Origin of the sequence: Haloferula sp. (genome assembly GCF_049672945.1) — a bacterium.
Lineage (GTDB): Bacteria > Verrucomicrobiota > Verrucomicrobiia > Verrucomicrobiales > Akkermansiaceae > Haloferula.
This window is the reverse complement of the sequence record NZ_JBATWY010000224.1, coordinates 1-15,825: the sequence shown is the minus strand read 5'-3', so window position 1 is coordinate 15,825 and position 15,825 is coordinate 1. Positions and strand designations below refer to the sequence as shown.

The following is a 15,825-nucleotide window of genomic DNA, read 5'->3' as shown; positions in this document are numbered from 1 at the left end:
AGCGGAGTGTCCAGCGCCGCCGGCGCGGGCTCAGCCATCCTCCTCGGGGCATCGGGAACCGGCACTCCCGGAAACCTCGTCTATACCGGCACCGGACACTCGACCAACCGAGCCATCGACCTTGTCTCGACCGGCTCCTCATTCCCATCCCTTTCCGCCAATGGCTCCGGCCCGGTCACCTTCTCCGGAACGTTCTCCAACGCGGCGACCGTCGGCAACACCAAGACCTTGCGACTGGCCGGGTCCAACTCCGGTGCCAATACCATCTCCAGCGCCTTGTCCGACGGTGCCGGCGGCGGAACGCTCGCCCTGCTCAAGCAGGAAACCGGAACCTGGGTCCTGACCTCTTCCAACTCCTTCACCGGAGACACGACCGTCAACGAAGGCACCCTCCAGATCGGCAACGGCGGAACCACCGGAACACTGCCCAATACCAGCGCCATTACCGTCCTCGCCGGTGGAACACTTTGTTTCAACCGCTCCAACACCGTGCTCCAAGGCACCGATTTCACCTCCACAGCGATAGCGGGAGGCGGAACGGTCGAAATCAAGGGCGGCGGCACTCTCCGGCTGAACCAAACCGATTCGTTCACCAGCGGTATCCACCTCGTCGTCGCTACCGGCTCGACGCTCCATCTGGACTTCGAGGGGGCTGAAACCGTCGCCAGCCTGACACTCGGCGGAGACGAGGCCGCAGCGGGCAGCACCCACGACGCCGTGTCCGATCCCACATTCATTTCGGGCGGCGGAGCGATCACGGTGCAAGCCGAACCCGTTGCCGGAGTGCCAAACATCATCTCCATCGTCCGCGATGGCAGTGGCGATGTCATCATCACCCTGGACGCACCGGCGGACGGTCTGACGGTGCAACAATCCAACGATCTATCGGACGGCAGTTTCGCCGACATCGCATCTTCCGCAGTTGGCAGCGTCATCACAATCTCCGCCGCAAATACCGATCCCAATGCCGATGGCAAGGATTTCTACCGCATCCGCAACTAATACTTCTCCATTCCCAATCCGATCTCCAAATCATGAAGTCAAAATCCATTTCCCTCTTCTCCGCAATCACGATTCTCGCCGCTCAGGCGACGAATGCCGCCACGATCACCTTCGATAACGGCAATGCCGACAACAACTGGGCTGTCGCCACGAACTGGAATCCGGACAGCGTGCCGGATGCAGGCAGCGATGCGGCAGTCGTCGCCCTGATCAGTAACACCAATATCGCCAATATCTCCTCTGCGGTTCCGAATGTCGCTACCGTGCGGATTGGCAACAACTCCAACGGCGGCACCGTGAACATCCAGTCCGGGGGCAGCATCACAGCGGGAACGGCCACCCAGATCGCTACGGCGAACGGCTCCATCGGCACCCTGAACATCTCCGGTGGCACGATGTCCGCCGCCTCACTCCAGGTCGCAGCCAACAACGCGACCGCCACCGAGGGCTCGGTCAACATCACCGCCGGCGCGCTATCATGGACGAACGGCTCGATCGGAACCCAGGGGACCGGAACTATCAATTTAATTGGAGACACGGCTACGGTCAGCGGCACGAATCTTACCCTTGGCAGCGGCGGCGGATTGGGTTTCACCCTGAACTCGACAGGGGTCTCTCAAATCAGCCTTGTTGGGTTGTTTTCCATCAGTGCCACAGCGGTGCTGGACGTCGACATGCTCTCCTATACCGGGGGCAGCGCCGCAATCACGCTCGTGGACACCAATGCCACCCTGACGGGAAACTTCGCATCCGGAAATATCTCGATCGCCACCCCGGCTGGATACACCGCGAGTGTGCTTCAGGACACTGACAATGGCCTGGTCCAGTTGGAAATCACCGCAGTCCCGGAGCCCGGTATCGCGGTTCTACTCGGTGGCTTTGGAATGGTAATCTTTGTAAGAAACCGATCCCGCCAGATCGTCAAGGCGTGAGTTTATTGACTCCCGCGCTCGAATTAATAGTCGGAATGTTACATGAATTCAAAGATGCAAGCTAGATGCTCGTGGCTACGGGCCGCGATGAAGGCCTTCATTTGCTTGGCGGTCGCGTCCGCTTCCCTTGTCTTTGCGGCCGACGCCAAACCCAACATCATTTTCATCCTGACCGACGATCAGGGATACGGCGACCTCGGACGGCACGATCATCCGCTACTGAAAACCCCGCATCTCGACCGGCTGCACGATGGGAGCGTGCGCTTCGAAAACCACTACGTCAGCCCCTCGTGCTCGCCTACCCGCGCCGCGCTTCTCACCGGGATGCACGAGTTCCGCAACGGCGTCACACACACCGTCAGCCCCCGCGAGCATTTGTCCAAAGACGCTGTGCTTCTGCCGCAACTGCTGCGCGACGCCGGATACCGCAGCGGTTTCATCGGCAAGTGGCACCTCGGAAGTGATGCCGACCATGCGCCCGAAGCGCGCGGATTCGACTGGACCTCCACCAACCACGGTGGCGTGAACAAGCATTTCAATCCAGAGATCATCCGTAACGGCGAACGAATGAAACGTGAGGGTTTTCGCGAAGATCTGTTTTTCGACGAGGCGATGACCTTCATCGAAGAGTCGGGAGACCAACCGTTTTTCTGTTATCTCGCCACCTATTCGCCGCACGCCCCCTATTCCGCGCCCGATGAATACGTCGCTCCGTTCCGAGGCAAGGTCACCGACAAGCAGGCCGCCTATCTCGGCATGATCGCCAATATCGATCACAACGTCGGACGCCTCATGAAATTTCTTGAGGAGCGCGAACTCGCCGGGAATACAATCGTCATCTTCATGAATGACAACGGAGTCACCGAAGGCCTCGACATCTTCAACGCCGGCATGCGAGGCTGCAAATGCACCATCTGGCAGGGGGGCACGCGCGCGATGTCCTTCTGGCACTGGCCCGCCCGCTGGCAGCCACACCAGGCCGACAACCTGACCGCCCACCTCGATGTGCTGCCCACCCTCTGCGAACTGGCGGGAGCCAAGGTTCCTGACACCCTGCGTGGAAAGCTCGATGGCTTCAGCATGGTTCCCTTGCTGGAGTCTGCACAACCGGTGGACTGGCATCCGGACCGCATGCTCTTCCAACACGTCGCGCGATGGCCCGGCGGGCTCGCCGCCTCCCACAAGCACGCGATGTGTGCCGTGCGTCAGGGGCATCACCTGCTTCTGCGCAGCACGCCTTGCGAGGATTCCGCCTGTCGTGCCCAAGTGAGTCAGTGTACCACCTTGCTCCGAGTGCGGGCTGGGACCAAGAAGGCTACTTATACAGAGGACAACGCCCAGTTTCACTGGGGTGTCAGCCCAGAAGGCGGCTGGGTGTTGTTCGATGTGAAGAAGGATCCGGAATGCCTGCAGGACCTTGCCACCAGCGAAGCAGACCTCGCGGCGAGGATGGCGTCAGCATATGATCGCTGGTGGGGTCAAACGTATCCGGAAATGATCGCCGCTGGCGGTGATCGGGAAGCAGTTCGGACTCACTCAGCCGGTGCCGGTCTTGGTGCGGATTCCTCCACTCAGACCACCGCGACTCGGAAGCCGGCCACAGCCCCTTCTGGCAGGGCGGCCTCATTTCCCCGCATCGACAAGGATGGCGACAAGTTCCTGAGCCGCGACGAGTTCATCTCCTTCTACAAGGGCGTGTTCACCCGCAAGGACCGCAACGGCGACGGCACCCTTACCATCGGAGAACATCCCGAATCCTCGTTGAGCGCCATGGACAAAGACAAGGATGGGAAGGTCACCCCTGGGGAATGGGAGCAACTCTTCAACCGCCAGTTCGGCGGCCTTGATGCCGATGGCGACGACAAGCTGACGCTCGACGAAATGGCCAATCCAAAACCACGGCCAGCTCCCGAGGAAGAACCACAGCCCAAAGAAGAACCGGCGCCACCAAAAGCGAACCTCTTCAAGGGCATTGACGCCAATGCGGATGGTCAGGCGAGCCGCGACGAGTTCATCGCGTTCTACAAGGGCACCTTCACTCGCAAAGACACCAACGGCGATGGCGTCCTTACGACTGGTGAGCATCCCGATGCATCGCTGAACGCCATGGACAAGGATAAGGACGGGAAAGTCACACCCGCCGAATGGGAGGCCCTGTTCGACCGCCAGTTCAAGGCGCGTGACAAGAACGCCGACGGCAAACTCACTCCAGACGAATGATGACGAAGTCAAAATCATATCTGTCACAATGTGTCGGGATCGCTCTGGCTGCCGCCGGGCTTTGCCATGCGGACGACTTTTCCGCACAGCGGCAGCTCGTGGAAAATCTCGCCGGCCTGACCGACGCACCCAGCATGCGCGAGGCCGACGGGTTTCCCGCAGTCGGCGGAATCAAGGCGGTTTATTTTGAAGCGCTCGACTGGAAAGGCCAGCCCACCGCGGCTTTCGCATGGCTCGGCGTTCCTAAAAACTCATCCGGCAAGGTGCCCGGCATCGTGCTCGTTCACGGCGGCGGTGGTTCGGCCTTCCAACCCTGGGTGCGGCAGTGGAACGACCGCGGCTTCGCGGCCATCTCAATCGCCGTTGAGGGCCAGACCTCGGAACGTGCGGCGGACAATCCCAAGGCATGGAAACGTCATGAATCCGGTGGTCCGGGGCGCGTCGGGATTTATGGCGATTCGTCCGAGCCGATCGCAGACCAGTGGATGTATCACGCGGTCGCGAATACGGTTCTCGCGAACTCTCTACTTCGCTCTCTACCCGGAGTGGACCCGGAAAAAATTGGCATCATGGGAGTCTCATGGGGCGGCGTGATCACCAGCACCGTCATCGGCATCGATACCCGCTTCGCCTTCGGCATCCCCACCTATGGCTGCGGCGATCTTTCCAAAGCAGGAAACCAATACGGACGCGCACTCGGCAACAACCTTCTCTATCAGAAGGTCTGGGACCCCCTCCTGCGCCTCGACCGCGCGAAGCTGCCGGTGCTGTGGTTCTCGTGGCCGCAAGATCAGCACTTCCCGCTCGATTGTCAGGCAGCGTGCTACCGCCGTGCACCCGGGGCCCACATGGTGGCGCTGGTCCCCAAAATGGGCCATGGCCATGGCCCCGCATGGAACCGGGCGGAGAGTTATGCGTTCGCGGAAAGTATCGTTGGTGAAGGAACTCCATGGTGCGTCCAAGCCAGTGCCGGTGCGGATGGTAGTTCCGCACGCGTCGCCTTCACATCCTCCAAGCCGCTAGATCGCGCCGTCCTAGTCTCGACCACGGATTCCGGGATCACCGGATCGCGCAAGTGGGTTGAGTCGCCCGCCAAGCTCGTGAGCGAAGGGGGCGTATGGCTCGCCACTGCCACCATTCCGGAAGGAACGACCGCTTGGTTCATCAACGTCCACAGCGGCGCGCTTATCTCCAGCTCCGAATATCAAATCGCGCTTTCTCCCAAGTTCTGAGCCCGCAAGTCTCTTCCTCATACAACTTCAACGCAGTATCCATCTCATGTCATCAATCTATCGAAAATCACTCAATGTATGCCTTTTCTCGCTTGCAACCGCCCTCGTCTCAAATCCGGCCTCCGCGCAGGAAATGGACAAGATGTGGGGTGATTCAGTGGTAAAGCTTCGCGCCGCAGACGCAAAACGGGGCCAATTGTTTGAAGAAGGTAACTACGCCATGTTCATCCACTGGGGGCTCTATTCCCAGCTGGCGAACAAGGTGAAGGACAAGACCTACTACGGCATCGGTGAATGGATCATGAACCCCCGGATGGCCGGTATTCCCATTCCCGAATACAAGGAACTCGCCAAGACTTTCAATCCCTCCAAGTTCGACGCCAAGGCTATCGCCCAACTCGCCAAGGATGCCGGCATGAAGTATATCGTCATCACTAGCAAGCATCATGACGGCTTCGCGATGTATGATTCGAAAAGCAATGACTTCAACGTGGTGCAGGCCACGCCTTATAAGCACGATCCGATGAAGGACCTTGCCAAGGCCTGCAAGGAAGTCGGCATCGGATTTGGATTCTATTACTCCCATAATCAGGACTGGACCTTCCCGGGGGGAAACAACGGACCCACCAAAGATGCCGCAGGGAATCCTGCGGATTTCGATGACTACTACGTGAAAAAGTGCCTGCCCCAGGTGAAGGAAATCACCAGCGAATATGGCCCAATCGAAATCGTCTGGTTCGACACCCCGGGCAACATGCCCAAGAAGTATGTCGAGGAACTCGTGGCTGTGGTACGCGAGAACCAGCCAAACGCGATGATTTGCGGCCGGGCTGGCCATGGACTCGGAGACTATCAGTCCCTTGGCGATATGGAGGTGCCGGTCTCGAATCAGGAAGGTCTCTGGGAAACCGTGGACACCACCAACGATTCATGGGCCTACGCGTGGTATGATCAGAACTGGAAGGCTCCCAAGCTCATCCTCGAGCGATTGGTAGCCACCGTCGCCCGGGGCGGAACCTACATGCTTAATATTGGACCACGCGGTGACGGCTCGGTTCCCGAAAACGCCGCAAACACCTTGCGGATGGCGGGCGAGTGGATCCACCGCTACCCGCAGGTCGTTTATGGCACCGATGCCTCGCCATGGGAACACGCCCTGCCATGGGGAGACGTCACCGTGAAGGACAACACGCTATTTCTAACAGTCTCCAAATGGCCTGCCTCCGGGAAGCTCTACCTTCCCGGGCTTAAGACCGAGATCCAGTCCGCCAAGCTCTTGAAAGGCGCGGATGTGGAAGCGGTGCCATACACAAACGAGAGGGGCTGGACCTGCTTCACTGTTCCATCCGCCGCCCCGGAAAAACTCATCTCCGTGATTCAAGTGGACTTGAAAGAGAAGCCTGAGGCAGATCCCTGCTTCGGAATCGACCCGGACACCACCACTGAAATTCTGTGTGAATTCGCCGCTGTCAAAGGCGCGGTTCAGGAGCAGAAGAGATGGATGGAAAAATTCGGTGAATGGAAGCACTGCAACCAGATCTCCAACTGGAAGCCTGATGGTGCAGCCACTTGGGAGGTCAATATCCTCAAACCTGGAAACTATCAGGTGGACCTGACCTACGCCGGCGAACCGCGTCTAGTTTGGTCCGTCTCTGTGGAGGGTGGTGAGACCATTCAGAACCAGCAGAACGCCTCACACAACTATCAAAGCTATCAGATAGGCTGGTTGAATTTTCCGGCACCCGGAAAATATAAAGTGAATGCGCGTTGCATCGAAGGAAACACAAAGACTGCAAGCCTCAAGTCGATTTCATTCACCTCCGTGTCGAACCTGCGGCCTATCTCTGAGACGGCGAATACAAATTAGTCGGGCGGCATGCCGCACAGACAGTTCGTTCCCGAGCTTACAGATTTCCCGAAGGTAGACACTATGAGATTTATCGTCCCGATCATCGCAGCAGCGTTCCTCAAATTGTCCGCATCGTCGCGGGCAGGGGAAGAACGGAGTCCTGCCCACTTCCCGGTCTTCTCCTGGGACAAAGTGCCGGTTTACAAGATGTTTGGCGACGGTGAGCGGCTTCTCACTGAAGCCGAAGCCGAAATGATTGCCTCAACCTCCAGCTTTCTGTGCATCGAGAAAAACCACGCGGTTAAGGAGCTTGGTGGTGCCGAGCTCGGGACAAAGCGCGAGATCGCTCGCTTCAAGACCCTCAACCCGGAATCGAAATGCCTCTTCTACTTCAATTCCGCCTACGCTTATCCGTTCACGACCCACACGCGGATGTTTCGCTTCGGAAAGGTGGAGGAGCCTTATCGCTCGTTCTTGATCCCCGATGCCAAAACCGGCGAACTCGCCAGCAGGGGGAGAGTGCATTTCTTTGATGTCCTCAACCCTGAATTTAGAAAATGGTGGGCAGAGACAGTAGGTGAATGCGTCTCAGAAACCGGTGCGGACGGCCTGTTTGTGGATCAGATGCATGGATTCTCCTTTTTAAGGAGGCCCCTCAGGGCCGAGGTGAATGCCGCACAGGCAGACATGATGCGGATGGCGAAAAAGGCCATTGGCCGGGACAAGATTCTGCTGCTCAACAACGGTGCCCATATCGCCGAGTTGTTTGATATCGGTGATGCGTTCATGTTCGAACACTATTCTCCCAAGCAATTGACGAAGGAGGCCATCCTCGCGGACTGGGAACTCATGAAAAAGATTTCGGATGCCGGGAAAATCTCCGTCTGGCGCATCGGCACCGAGGTGGATGAAGACGAGATTCCCCTCAAGGCAGGTATCGACCATGAACGTCGTGCCCGGGAGCGAATGTCCTATCACCTCGCAGTCTTTCTCATTGGAGCCCAGCAGAATTCTTATTTTCAGTATGGATGGGGATGGACGCTGAAAAGCGGTGCACTTATCGATTTTCCCGAATTTCACAAACCTTTGGGAGCGCCAGAGGGCTTTGTGGTCCGGACTGATCCGAACGGGTGGGTTTTTGAGCGCGAGTATGAGAGAGCTCATGTCCGGGTGGACCTCCTGAACCGGAAAGGGACCATTGATTGGCGCTGACTAAACTGCGGAGGTAACGCACCCTAGCTTTGTCATAGCAATCATCGATAAGCAGGCAGTCCATTTTGGTAAGAATTTGTTGTTGTTCGCCTTCTTTCGAGTCACTGAAACACCCTATGACCCACCTCCGTTCCGGGCTAAACCCAGTCAAGCTGAAGCCAGCGAAAATTTGGCAACGTAAACACATGATGGACGAATCATGGTTGCCTGTTACTCGTAGACACTCATCTAAGCACTTGCTTCGCTAGGCATCGGTGCTTGACTTAAAGTGAAGAATCCAGATCGAATCTACCCATGAAGCCTCGAATATGCCCCTTGGGCTCGACCCGGAAAATCGCTAGTATCCGGCAGACGGCTTTTCTTCATCATCTGCACCAGTCCGATGGCTGGGATAGTGGTCATCAAGCAATCAGGGCTAAGCTTAAGGGTAAATTGCTTTATGGTTTTATCCTATTGTCAGTCCTAATGTTGCCTTCTAGTGGCGCTCACGCTCAGGAGCGAACTGCGACGACCTACGTAGATGGCGGCGGCACATACTGGATAAAAATACCAGCTTCCGTCGAGAAAGTCAGAGGGATCTTGTTTCATACCGGAATAGGAACAGGAACCTTATATGATAGGCCGCAAAAGATTGAAACATATGCCCTCGCCGAAACGATGGATTGCGCGCTTTTGTATTCACAAGGTCTTGGATCGAGGACGATGATCAACCCTACGAGAGATCCCATAAACAGGGCGTTGGCGGATTTGGCCCTGCAGTTGGATATGCCTGAGCTAGCCTGGGCACCCATGATGACATTTGGGATGTCGATAGGAGGAAACGCTGCATTTAATGTAGCATTTAATCAAGAATACGAGAAAATGATCGCTTTGTCTACGGATAAAGAGGATCTGGACTATCTGAAGTATGCTGAAGAGCCATATCGTGAAAACTACAGCACTTATCCCGCAAGCATTCCTGTATTTGGGGTTCCTTCTTTGGTCATAGGAGGGAAAACTGATCCAAGGCATAGGCCACAGGTTTTTGATACGTGGCGCGAGAATGAACAACCCTTGGCGGTTACGATTGAAGAGGTCGGCCACTCGCTTATTGATGGCTTCCATCTTCAGCTTCCCTATTTCTGGGAAGTCTTCAAGGTGCGCTATCCGAGGGCAAAGTATGCGGAAGATGGTCCAGTGACGCTGAATCCGCTCTCGCAGGAAAGTGGTTGGCTGGTCAATATGGATGATGCGGAACAAAGGTTCTTTGCTCTTCCTGAGCCTTATGACCCAGCGAATGACAATACAAGCACGAGTTGGCTCCCCACTAAACGAGCAGCTTTCATTTTCGCAGCTTTTGCTTCTTGGAAGAAGATCAGCATGTCGGCGGATGCTCCCAGGTTTCTTCAGCCATGGCAGCTTTCGAACGGAATAAAGTATACTGCAGCATTCGCAAAGTCCACCGACTGGCAGGAGCTTAAGTTTTACGAAGGAGATATTGAGATTTTTTCAATATCCAAGATGGAAGCTCTCTCCAGTGCTGCAATTCAAAAGGACAAGGGGACGTTTAGATATATTAGGAGTGATCCGGATGTGAATAAGTTTTCATTCAGCTATTATGCTGATGAGTCTAGGCCATACACACACTATGCGATCGTCACGCTTGCTAATGGTCAAAAACGCTATACCCATCCTAGAACCACGGTCGTTGTCAATCCTTCCAAGAAAGTCATGTATGACTTGCCTTTGGTTACATACGACGAGTGGGCTCAATCGGCTGGTTTAAGTGGCGATGATGCTCTGCCTACGGCGGTGCCATTCAGAGATGGAGTTGAAAATATTGTGAAATATGCTTTCAACATGGATGGAGGTAGGGTTGATCATAGTAGGCTTGTTTCCGGGGTGGGGACTTCCGGCTTGCCGGTTTTGGGCCTTGGTGGTGCAGGATCGGAACAGAATATTCATTTCGAGTTTTTGAGAAGAGCAGGGAAGTCTGTCAGTTACATGCCGCTCCAGTCTTCCGATCTGAGTGAAGGATCCTGGATTCCCGCCGCTGGAAACACGAGCGTATCTGATATCGATATGGAATGGCAGCGAGTGTCCATTGATGTTCCCGTGGCAGGGGATCGTACCCGATTATTCTACAAGATCGATATTTCTGAAGGGGGTAGCACCCCGTTCAATCCGTTGTCACAGAATTTTGTCGGTAATGCTGGTGTGCATAAGAACGTTGCAGCGTATGGATGGCGAGGATATGACGAGAATGGCACGGACTACAGCAGTTCCACGGTGGATCCGTTCAAGGCCGCCTTTTTTAATTCTGACGATGGGTATCTTTTTGTCGGTAGCCTGATAGCGAACAGTAAGAGTTACGCTGCTATCTCGGATTTCGGTCCTTTCGATACCACGGCGAATCCTGAGCTGAACTTGTCTTTTGCTCATTCGGATACCGATGATGGAACACAAGATTCCGGCACGATGGGCTACCGTGTTGTTGCTGACGTAGACGGTGTGATCTATAGTTCAGACTTCATTTCGAGGAATGTGAGCGGCAGCTTTGTTGAAGCAAGTGTTTCAACAGCGGACGCCGTGTGGCATGTTTGGACGGGCGAGAATGATCTGACGGACGGCTTCAACCTTGCGGGCATCGCGACGGGAGGCGGTCATGCCCTTTCTGGTATGATCAGTGATATCGGCCTCGTGATCACCGATGGACCTGATGGCAACGACCGTTTGCGAGTGGATCGATTCACGGTAAGTGGCGCTGAATCGCTCATAAACGTCTACAGCACTGACTTTTCCTCGGGTGGCACTACTTCTGGGGATCTCATGCGTGCAGCTTGGACTAATTCGTGGAGGTCGGGTTCGGGTACGGCATGGGCCATTTCGGGCGGTGTGCTAAGGAACAATAACACTACGGCCAATGCGATTGGGACCGAAGCGTCAATTGTAAGGTATTTTGGTTCAAATAGCGCGGATCTGGCAGGCGCCACCAAACTGGCAATCAAATTTGATTATACGGTTGCTTCGGGAGATACGCTTTATTTTCATTTTTGGGGAACAAGTGATGATGTTGGAAATACCCGCATGCTTGATCTCTCTACCTCAATCAATGGCGGGCTGGTGCTTGACAGCTCCTATGGGGGAATGAGGCATAATTTGTCAAATGGCTCAGTTATCTATAAAGCGGCGGATACTTCGGCTTCGGCGGCCTTCGCCAGCTTGACGGGAAGTGGCACCTTCGAGCGGGAGATAGACATTCCTGCCCTGGGAATCGATGGCGTGCGAACAGCTGCTGATTTTGTTAATTATCTAATTACCTTCTCGAAGGAGGTAGGCGGGGTCGGTTCTGGAGTTCTTTCGATCGACAACTTCGAACTCAATGCTGTTCAAATTTCTGATGTGCAGTGAATAGAGACCTTCCACCGTGGGCATGGAACGCCGCCGCTGTCACCCTTGTCCTAATAGCGGTCGCGGGAGTGTTAGCCGGGCGATCAAGTACTGGAGTTACCAGTTCAAAAAGAAGTTCTAGCGATTTTCCGAGCCGGAATATTCCGGTAAGCAGTGAGCGCAAAGAGCACGATGTGGTTCGCCGCGGAAGCTCATCCGGGGACACGAACAAGCTGGAGCTCTCCTCGATACTAGAATTGTCCAACCGCGCGGATCGAACCCAGCAGCTCCGTGCTTTCCTTGACCGACTTCCTACCGGGCAGTTTGGCTCGGTCTATGAACGAGTCGCCAACTCACCCATGGCAAGAGTCCTCCGGACGGAGCGCTCCATAGTGCTCCAGGCCTGGGCCAGGCGTGATCCTTTTGCGGCCATCAGCCATCTTGAGGAGAATGGGGTAGACGATTGGGAAAGGGAAACCTCGTTAAGTGCATGGGCGAGTATTGACCCAGCGGGAGCGTTTGCATGGGCCTCCATCTCTGAGGATGGAGGCAGTGCCAACAATTGGATGGTTGGTGCCGTGCGGGGTATTGCCGCCACCAATCCTGAACTCGCGCGCGACTATCTCAGTCAGCTTGCAGACGGCAACACCCGCAGCCGCGCCCTTGAAAGCATGAAGGCCGACGTCATACAGTATGGCTACGACTACGCAGAGGATTGGATCAACGGCATTACGGATTCCTCACTCCATAACCTTGCATTGCGGGAGTTCGCCAACGACCTCGCCAATCTCGATCCGGCCCGCGCGGGTAACTGGGTGGCAAGTATTTCAGATGCCGAAACTCGAGCCGAGGTTACTGAGAATGTTTCCTATAACTGGGCGAGTCAGGACCTTGAGGGAGCGAAAAGTTGGGTTCTATCTCTCGCTGAAGACATTCGCATCGAAGCTGCCGAAGGGATCGCGCGGCACTACGCTCAACAGGACCCTGTTGAGGCTGCCAAATGGATAGGTGGATTGGGCAACGACCTTGATTTTGACGGCGCTCGTCAAGTCCTCGTGCGAGAAGCGTTCCGAAAAGATCCCTCAACCTCGCTGAGCTACGTGGCCTACATCGCCGATCCGGAAACAAAGGAGCGAAGCTATCAACGTTTTCTTGGCAAATGGATGCAAGCCGACTCCGTGTCCGCGAGGAATTGGGCAATTGCCAATCAAGCGAGTCTGCCAGAATCGGTCAGTCTCTTCTTCCGCCAGTAGATAGAGCTTGTCCCAAAACCCCTGACCCGTTGCGCTATCAAGCCTGGCGGCTGTTAGAAAGTAGGCATGAGAGGCAAATTTGTAAGCGTGGTCCCTGGCACCGTTGGGTAGTAAGCACCCGAGCGTCCGCCATGGCAAAAATCTCGGCCGGCGGGTCGGTGGGTAAGCGTGGTCCGAAGCGCCTTTTGATTTCCCTTGCTAGGTCGGTCGTCAGATGGCTTTCCGCTGGGGATTTCCTTGGCGGGCATTGAGCCAATTTGCAGGGGTGAGTTGGTCGGCCTCGCTGGCCATCATGCTGGGCAGGCGGGTGAGCACGTCTTCAAGATACTCACGGCTGTCGATGCCAAGGCGTCGGCAGTTCTCGACGATGGTGTAGAGGACCGCCGCCTTCTGGCCCGCTTCCCGGCAGCCGATGAACAGCCAATTTTTCGCGCCGAGTTTGGTCGGACGGATGGCGTTCTCGACGAGGTTGTTGTCGGTCTCGATCCTGCCGTCGCCGAGATAGACTTCCATCCGGCTCCACTGCGTGCGGGCGTAGTGGATGGCTTTGCCCAGTTTGCTCTTGGGCAGAATGGCGCGCAGGGCGAGACGCTCGATGAGCTTGTCGAGGCGGTGGTGAATCATGCGGCTTTGCGAGGCACGCACGGCTTCCCGCAGGGCGGGGCCGGCTTTGGCGTCGCGCAGTTGCTTTTCGATCCGGTAGAGGTGGCCGATCTGGCGCAGGATCCAGGCAACCAGTCGGGGCTCCTGTTCCCTGGCTTCGTAAAACTTCCTCCGCAGGTGCGCGTGGCAGCCGGCGAGGGTGATGTGGGGTTTATCCCGTGCCCATGCGGGGTAGGCCGAGTAGCCGTCGCTCTGGACGGTGACGGGTGGTGCGGGGTCGTCGTCGCCGGAATCACCGAAGAGTTCGACGATGCCGCCTGCATCGCGACCGGGGCGCCATTGATAGATGACGGTGCCGTGCGGGATATTGGAGGCCCATAGGTAGCCGGTTTGTGCCTGACCGCTGCCGGGCTCGAGGTAGTCGATGGGGGTTTCGTCGAACTGGCGGTATCGACTTCGCCAGTGTTCGCGCTGGAGGGCTCGGTAGATGATGGCGAGCCAGTCAGCACCGAGTGCGGCCCAGTCACAGAGGGTCTTGCGGTGGAGATTGACTCCCTGCCTGGCGAAAATCTCGGCCTGCCGATAGTAAGGAAGGTGGCAGACGAAGCGGTTGTCGATGATCTCGGCGATCAGGCCTGGAGTGGCGATGCAGCGGTCTAACAACGAGGGTGGAAGCGGGCTGACGATGGGCTTGGCGAGCGGGTCACCCTTGCGGACATACTTTCCACGGATGAGTCGGATGCGGCGGAACTCGGCGCGCTTGTAGTCGAGCTGTTCGCGGACCTCCTCGCCGATGCGACGCCACTCTTCGGGGCTGGCCAGGACTTCGGGCGGGTCGAGGATTTGCTCGTCGACGGGCAGGTGCTCGGGGATGCGTGGCGCGCGTGGTTTGCGGCGACGTCGGCTTCGGTGCTCGGGATCTTCAGCCGCCGGTCCGTGGTTTGCGGGATCGGCGGCGGGCGCTTTTTTTGGCGGCTCGAAGAGTTCGAGCTGGGCGGGATCGAGCTGCTCGCTGGATTTACCGAAAATGCGGCGACAGAGGGCATCGACGGTCTGCTTGAGCACGGCGATCTCCGCAGCCTGTCGCTCGATGATCGCGTCGCGGCGTGCAATCTCGTCGATCAGGTGCTGTCGCTCGTCGCCTTCCATCTACGGCAAAAACAGTAGCAATTGGCATGCCTGTCTCCCTGGAATTCATGGAAGTTCATACCACGGACGTTTGCAGCCCTGACGCATGTCGACACCGTCGAGCAGCAACGCAAGCGCTGTGGAACTCAGGCGCAGTTTGCCGTCCTGCACGTCGGTGCCCTTCGGCCAGGCGAAAGTGCCTCGCTCCAGCCGTTTTGCCAGCACCCACAGACCGCTTCCATCCCAGTAGAGGATCTTGAGAAGGTTGCGGCGCTTATTGGTGAAGGCGAAGATCGCACCGCTCCTGGGGTCCTCCTTGAGCTTCGTGCCGACGACGTCGTGCAGGCCGTTGAAGCTCTTGCGCATGTCACAGGGATCGACGGCGACGAAAACCTTGAGGCTGCCGGAGAAACTCAGCATGGCCCAGCGAGTTCGCGGATGAGTGCGGCGGCGAGTGGGACGCAGGCCGTGCTAGCGATGTGGAGCTTGGCACCTCCCGGTAAAAGCACCGCCAGACCCTCGTCGGAACGCGCGGCCGGGACATCCACCTCGATGAAAGTGGAAGGACTTGGTGCCGGGAGTTTTGGTGAAGCATTCAAGCGTGCGCGTTTGTTTCGCCAGGCAGCAAAAGTCTGGTATTTGACCCCGTGAAGGTCGGCGAATTTTGGACCGCTCAATCCGCTGGCGTCAAAGGCGTCGAGCAACGATGCCCGCTGTTCGGCGGTGTAGCGGAGCCGGCCCCGGCCATCGACTTTCATCAGAGATTCGTGCGTAGCAGTCATAATCTGAAAAGCTATGACTGCTATGCCTCGACCCAGCGAGAATTACGCAACGGCGCTTCAGGCCACGCTTACGCCGCAACCGCCTCAAGATCCTCTACTACGACCGCACCGGTGTTTGCGTGCTCGCCAAACGACTTGAAACCGGCACCTTTTCGTGGCCGAAATCCTCGTCGTCCGGCACTCCGAGCCTATCGCTCGCGCCCGAAGCCCTCCAGCTCATCCTCGACGGCATTGACCTGCGCG

The 15,825-nt window shown here is 56.8% G+C and carries 12 protein-coding genes; 9 read left to right on the top strand and 3 right to left on the bottom strand.

Features of this window, described 5'->3' with window-relative positions; all coding sequences use genetic code 11:
• The 8 genes from WBG04_RS19475 to WBG04_RS19440 all read left to right on the top strand — a co-directional run.
• Nucleotides 1-1,002 (top strand): autotransporter-associated beta strand repeat-containing protein (locus WBG04_RS19475; protein ID WP_424316385.1); only part of this gene is annotated, 1,002 nt, incomplete at its 5' end.
• Between the two features lie 32 nt (nucleotides 1,003-1,034).
• On the top strand, nucleotides 1,035-1,934 hold the full coding sequence (locus WBG04_RS19470; RefSeq protein WP_424316384.1) for a hypothetical protein: 900 nt from the start codon (nucleotides 1,035-1,037) through the stop codon (nucleotides 1,932-1,934).
• Nucleotides 1,935-2,021: 87 nt separating this feature from the next.
• Nucleotides 2,022-4,154, top strand: coding sequence for a sulfatase-like hydrolase/transferase (locus WBG04_RS19465; protein WP_424316383.1), 2,133 nt, complete (start codon nucleotides 2,022-2,024; stop codon nucleotides 4,152-4,154).
• Nucleotides 4,151-5,386 (top strand): alpha/beta hydrolase family protein, encoded by a 1,236-nt coding sequence (locus tag WBG04_RS19460; protein ID WP_424316382.1) that lies wholly within the window; start codon nucleotides 4,151-4,153, stop codon nucleotides 5,384-5,386. The genes WBG04_RS19465 and WBG04_RS19460 overlap by 4 nt, the downstream gene beginning before the upstream one ends.
• Nucleotides 5,387-5,432: 46 nt before the next feature.
• Entirely contained in the window at nucleotides 5,433-7,253 is a 1,821-nt protein-coding gene (locus WBG04_RS19455) for an alpha-L-fucosidase (RefSeq protein ID WP_424316381.1), read from the top strand.
• A gap of 63 nt (nucleotides 7,254-7,316) precedes the next feature.
• Nucleotides 7,317-8,447, top strand: a complete 1,131-nt coding sequence (locus WBG04_RS19450; protein WP_424316380.1) for a putative glycoside hydrolase — start codon at nucleotides 7,317-7,319, stop codon at nucleotides 8,445-8,447.
• Nucleotides 8,448-8,741: 294 nt separating this feature from the next.
• Complete coding sequence (locus WBG04_RS19445) at nucleotides 8,742-11,837, top strand: hypothetical protein (RefSeq protein ID WP_424316379.1); 3,096 nt, start codon at nucleotides 8,742-8,744, stop codon at nucleotides 11,835-11,837.
• Between the two features lie 338 nt (nucleotides 11,838-12,175).
• On the top strand, nucleotides 12,176-13,069 hold the full coding sequence (locus WBG04_RS19440; RefSeq protein ID WP_424316378.1) for a hypothetical protein: 894 nt from the start codon (nucleotides 12,176-12,178) through the stop codon (nucleotides 13,067-13,069).
• Nucleotides 13,070-13,279: 210 nt separating this feature from the next.
• On the opposite strand, the gene tnpC is transcribed toward WBG04_RS19440, so the two are convergent.
• From tnpC to tnpA, 3 genes are read right to left on the bottom strand one after another with little or no spacing between them, the layout of a single operon-like run.
• Complete coding sequence (gene tnpC / locus WBG04_RS19435; protein ID WP_424316377.1) at nucleotides 13,280-14,821, bottom strand: IS66 family transposase; 1,542 nt, start codon at nucleotides 14,819-14,821, stop codon at nucleotides 13,280-13,282.
• A gap of 45 nt (nucleotides 14,822-14,866) precedes the next feature.
• Nucleotides 14,867-15,220, bottom strand: coding sequence for an IS66 family insertion sequence element accessory protein TnpB (gene tnpB, locus WBG04_RS19430; protein WP_424316376.1), 354 nt, complete (start codon nucleotides 15,218-15,220; stop codon nucleotides 14,867-14,869).
• Nucleotides 15,214-15,582, bottom strand: a complete 369-nt coding sequence (tnpA, locus tag WBG04_RS19425) for an IS66 family insertion sequence element accessory protein TnpA (protein ID WP_424316375.1) — start codon at nucleotides 15,580-15,582, stop codon at nucleotides 15,214-15,216. Before tnpA ends, tnpB (WBG04_RS19430) begins: the two co-directional genes overlap by 7 nt.
• Before the next feature lie 17 nt (nucleotides 15,583-15,599).
• On the opposite strand from tnpA, the gene tnpB (WBG04_RS19420) reads away from it, so the two are divergent.
• The coding region (gene tnpB, locus WBG04_RS19420; RefSeq protein ID WP_424316386.1) for an IS66 family insertion sequence element accessory protein TnpB at nucleotides 15,600-15,825 on the top strand (226 nt) is incomplete at its 3' end.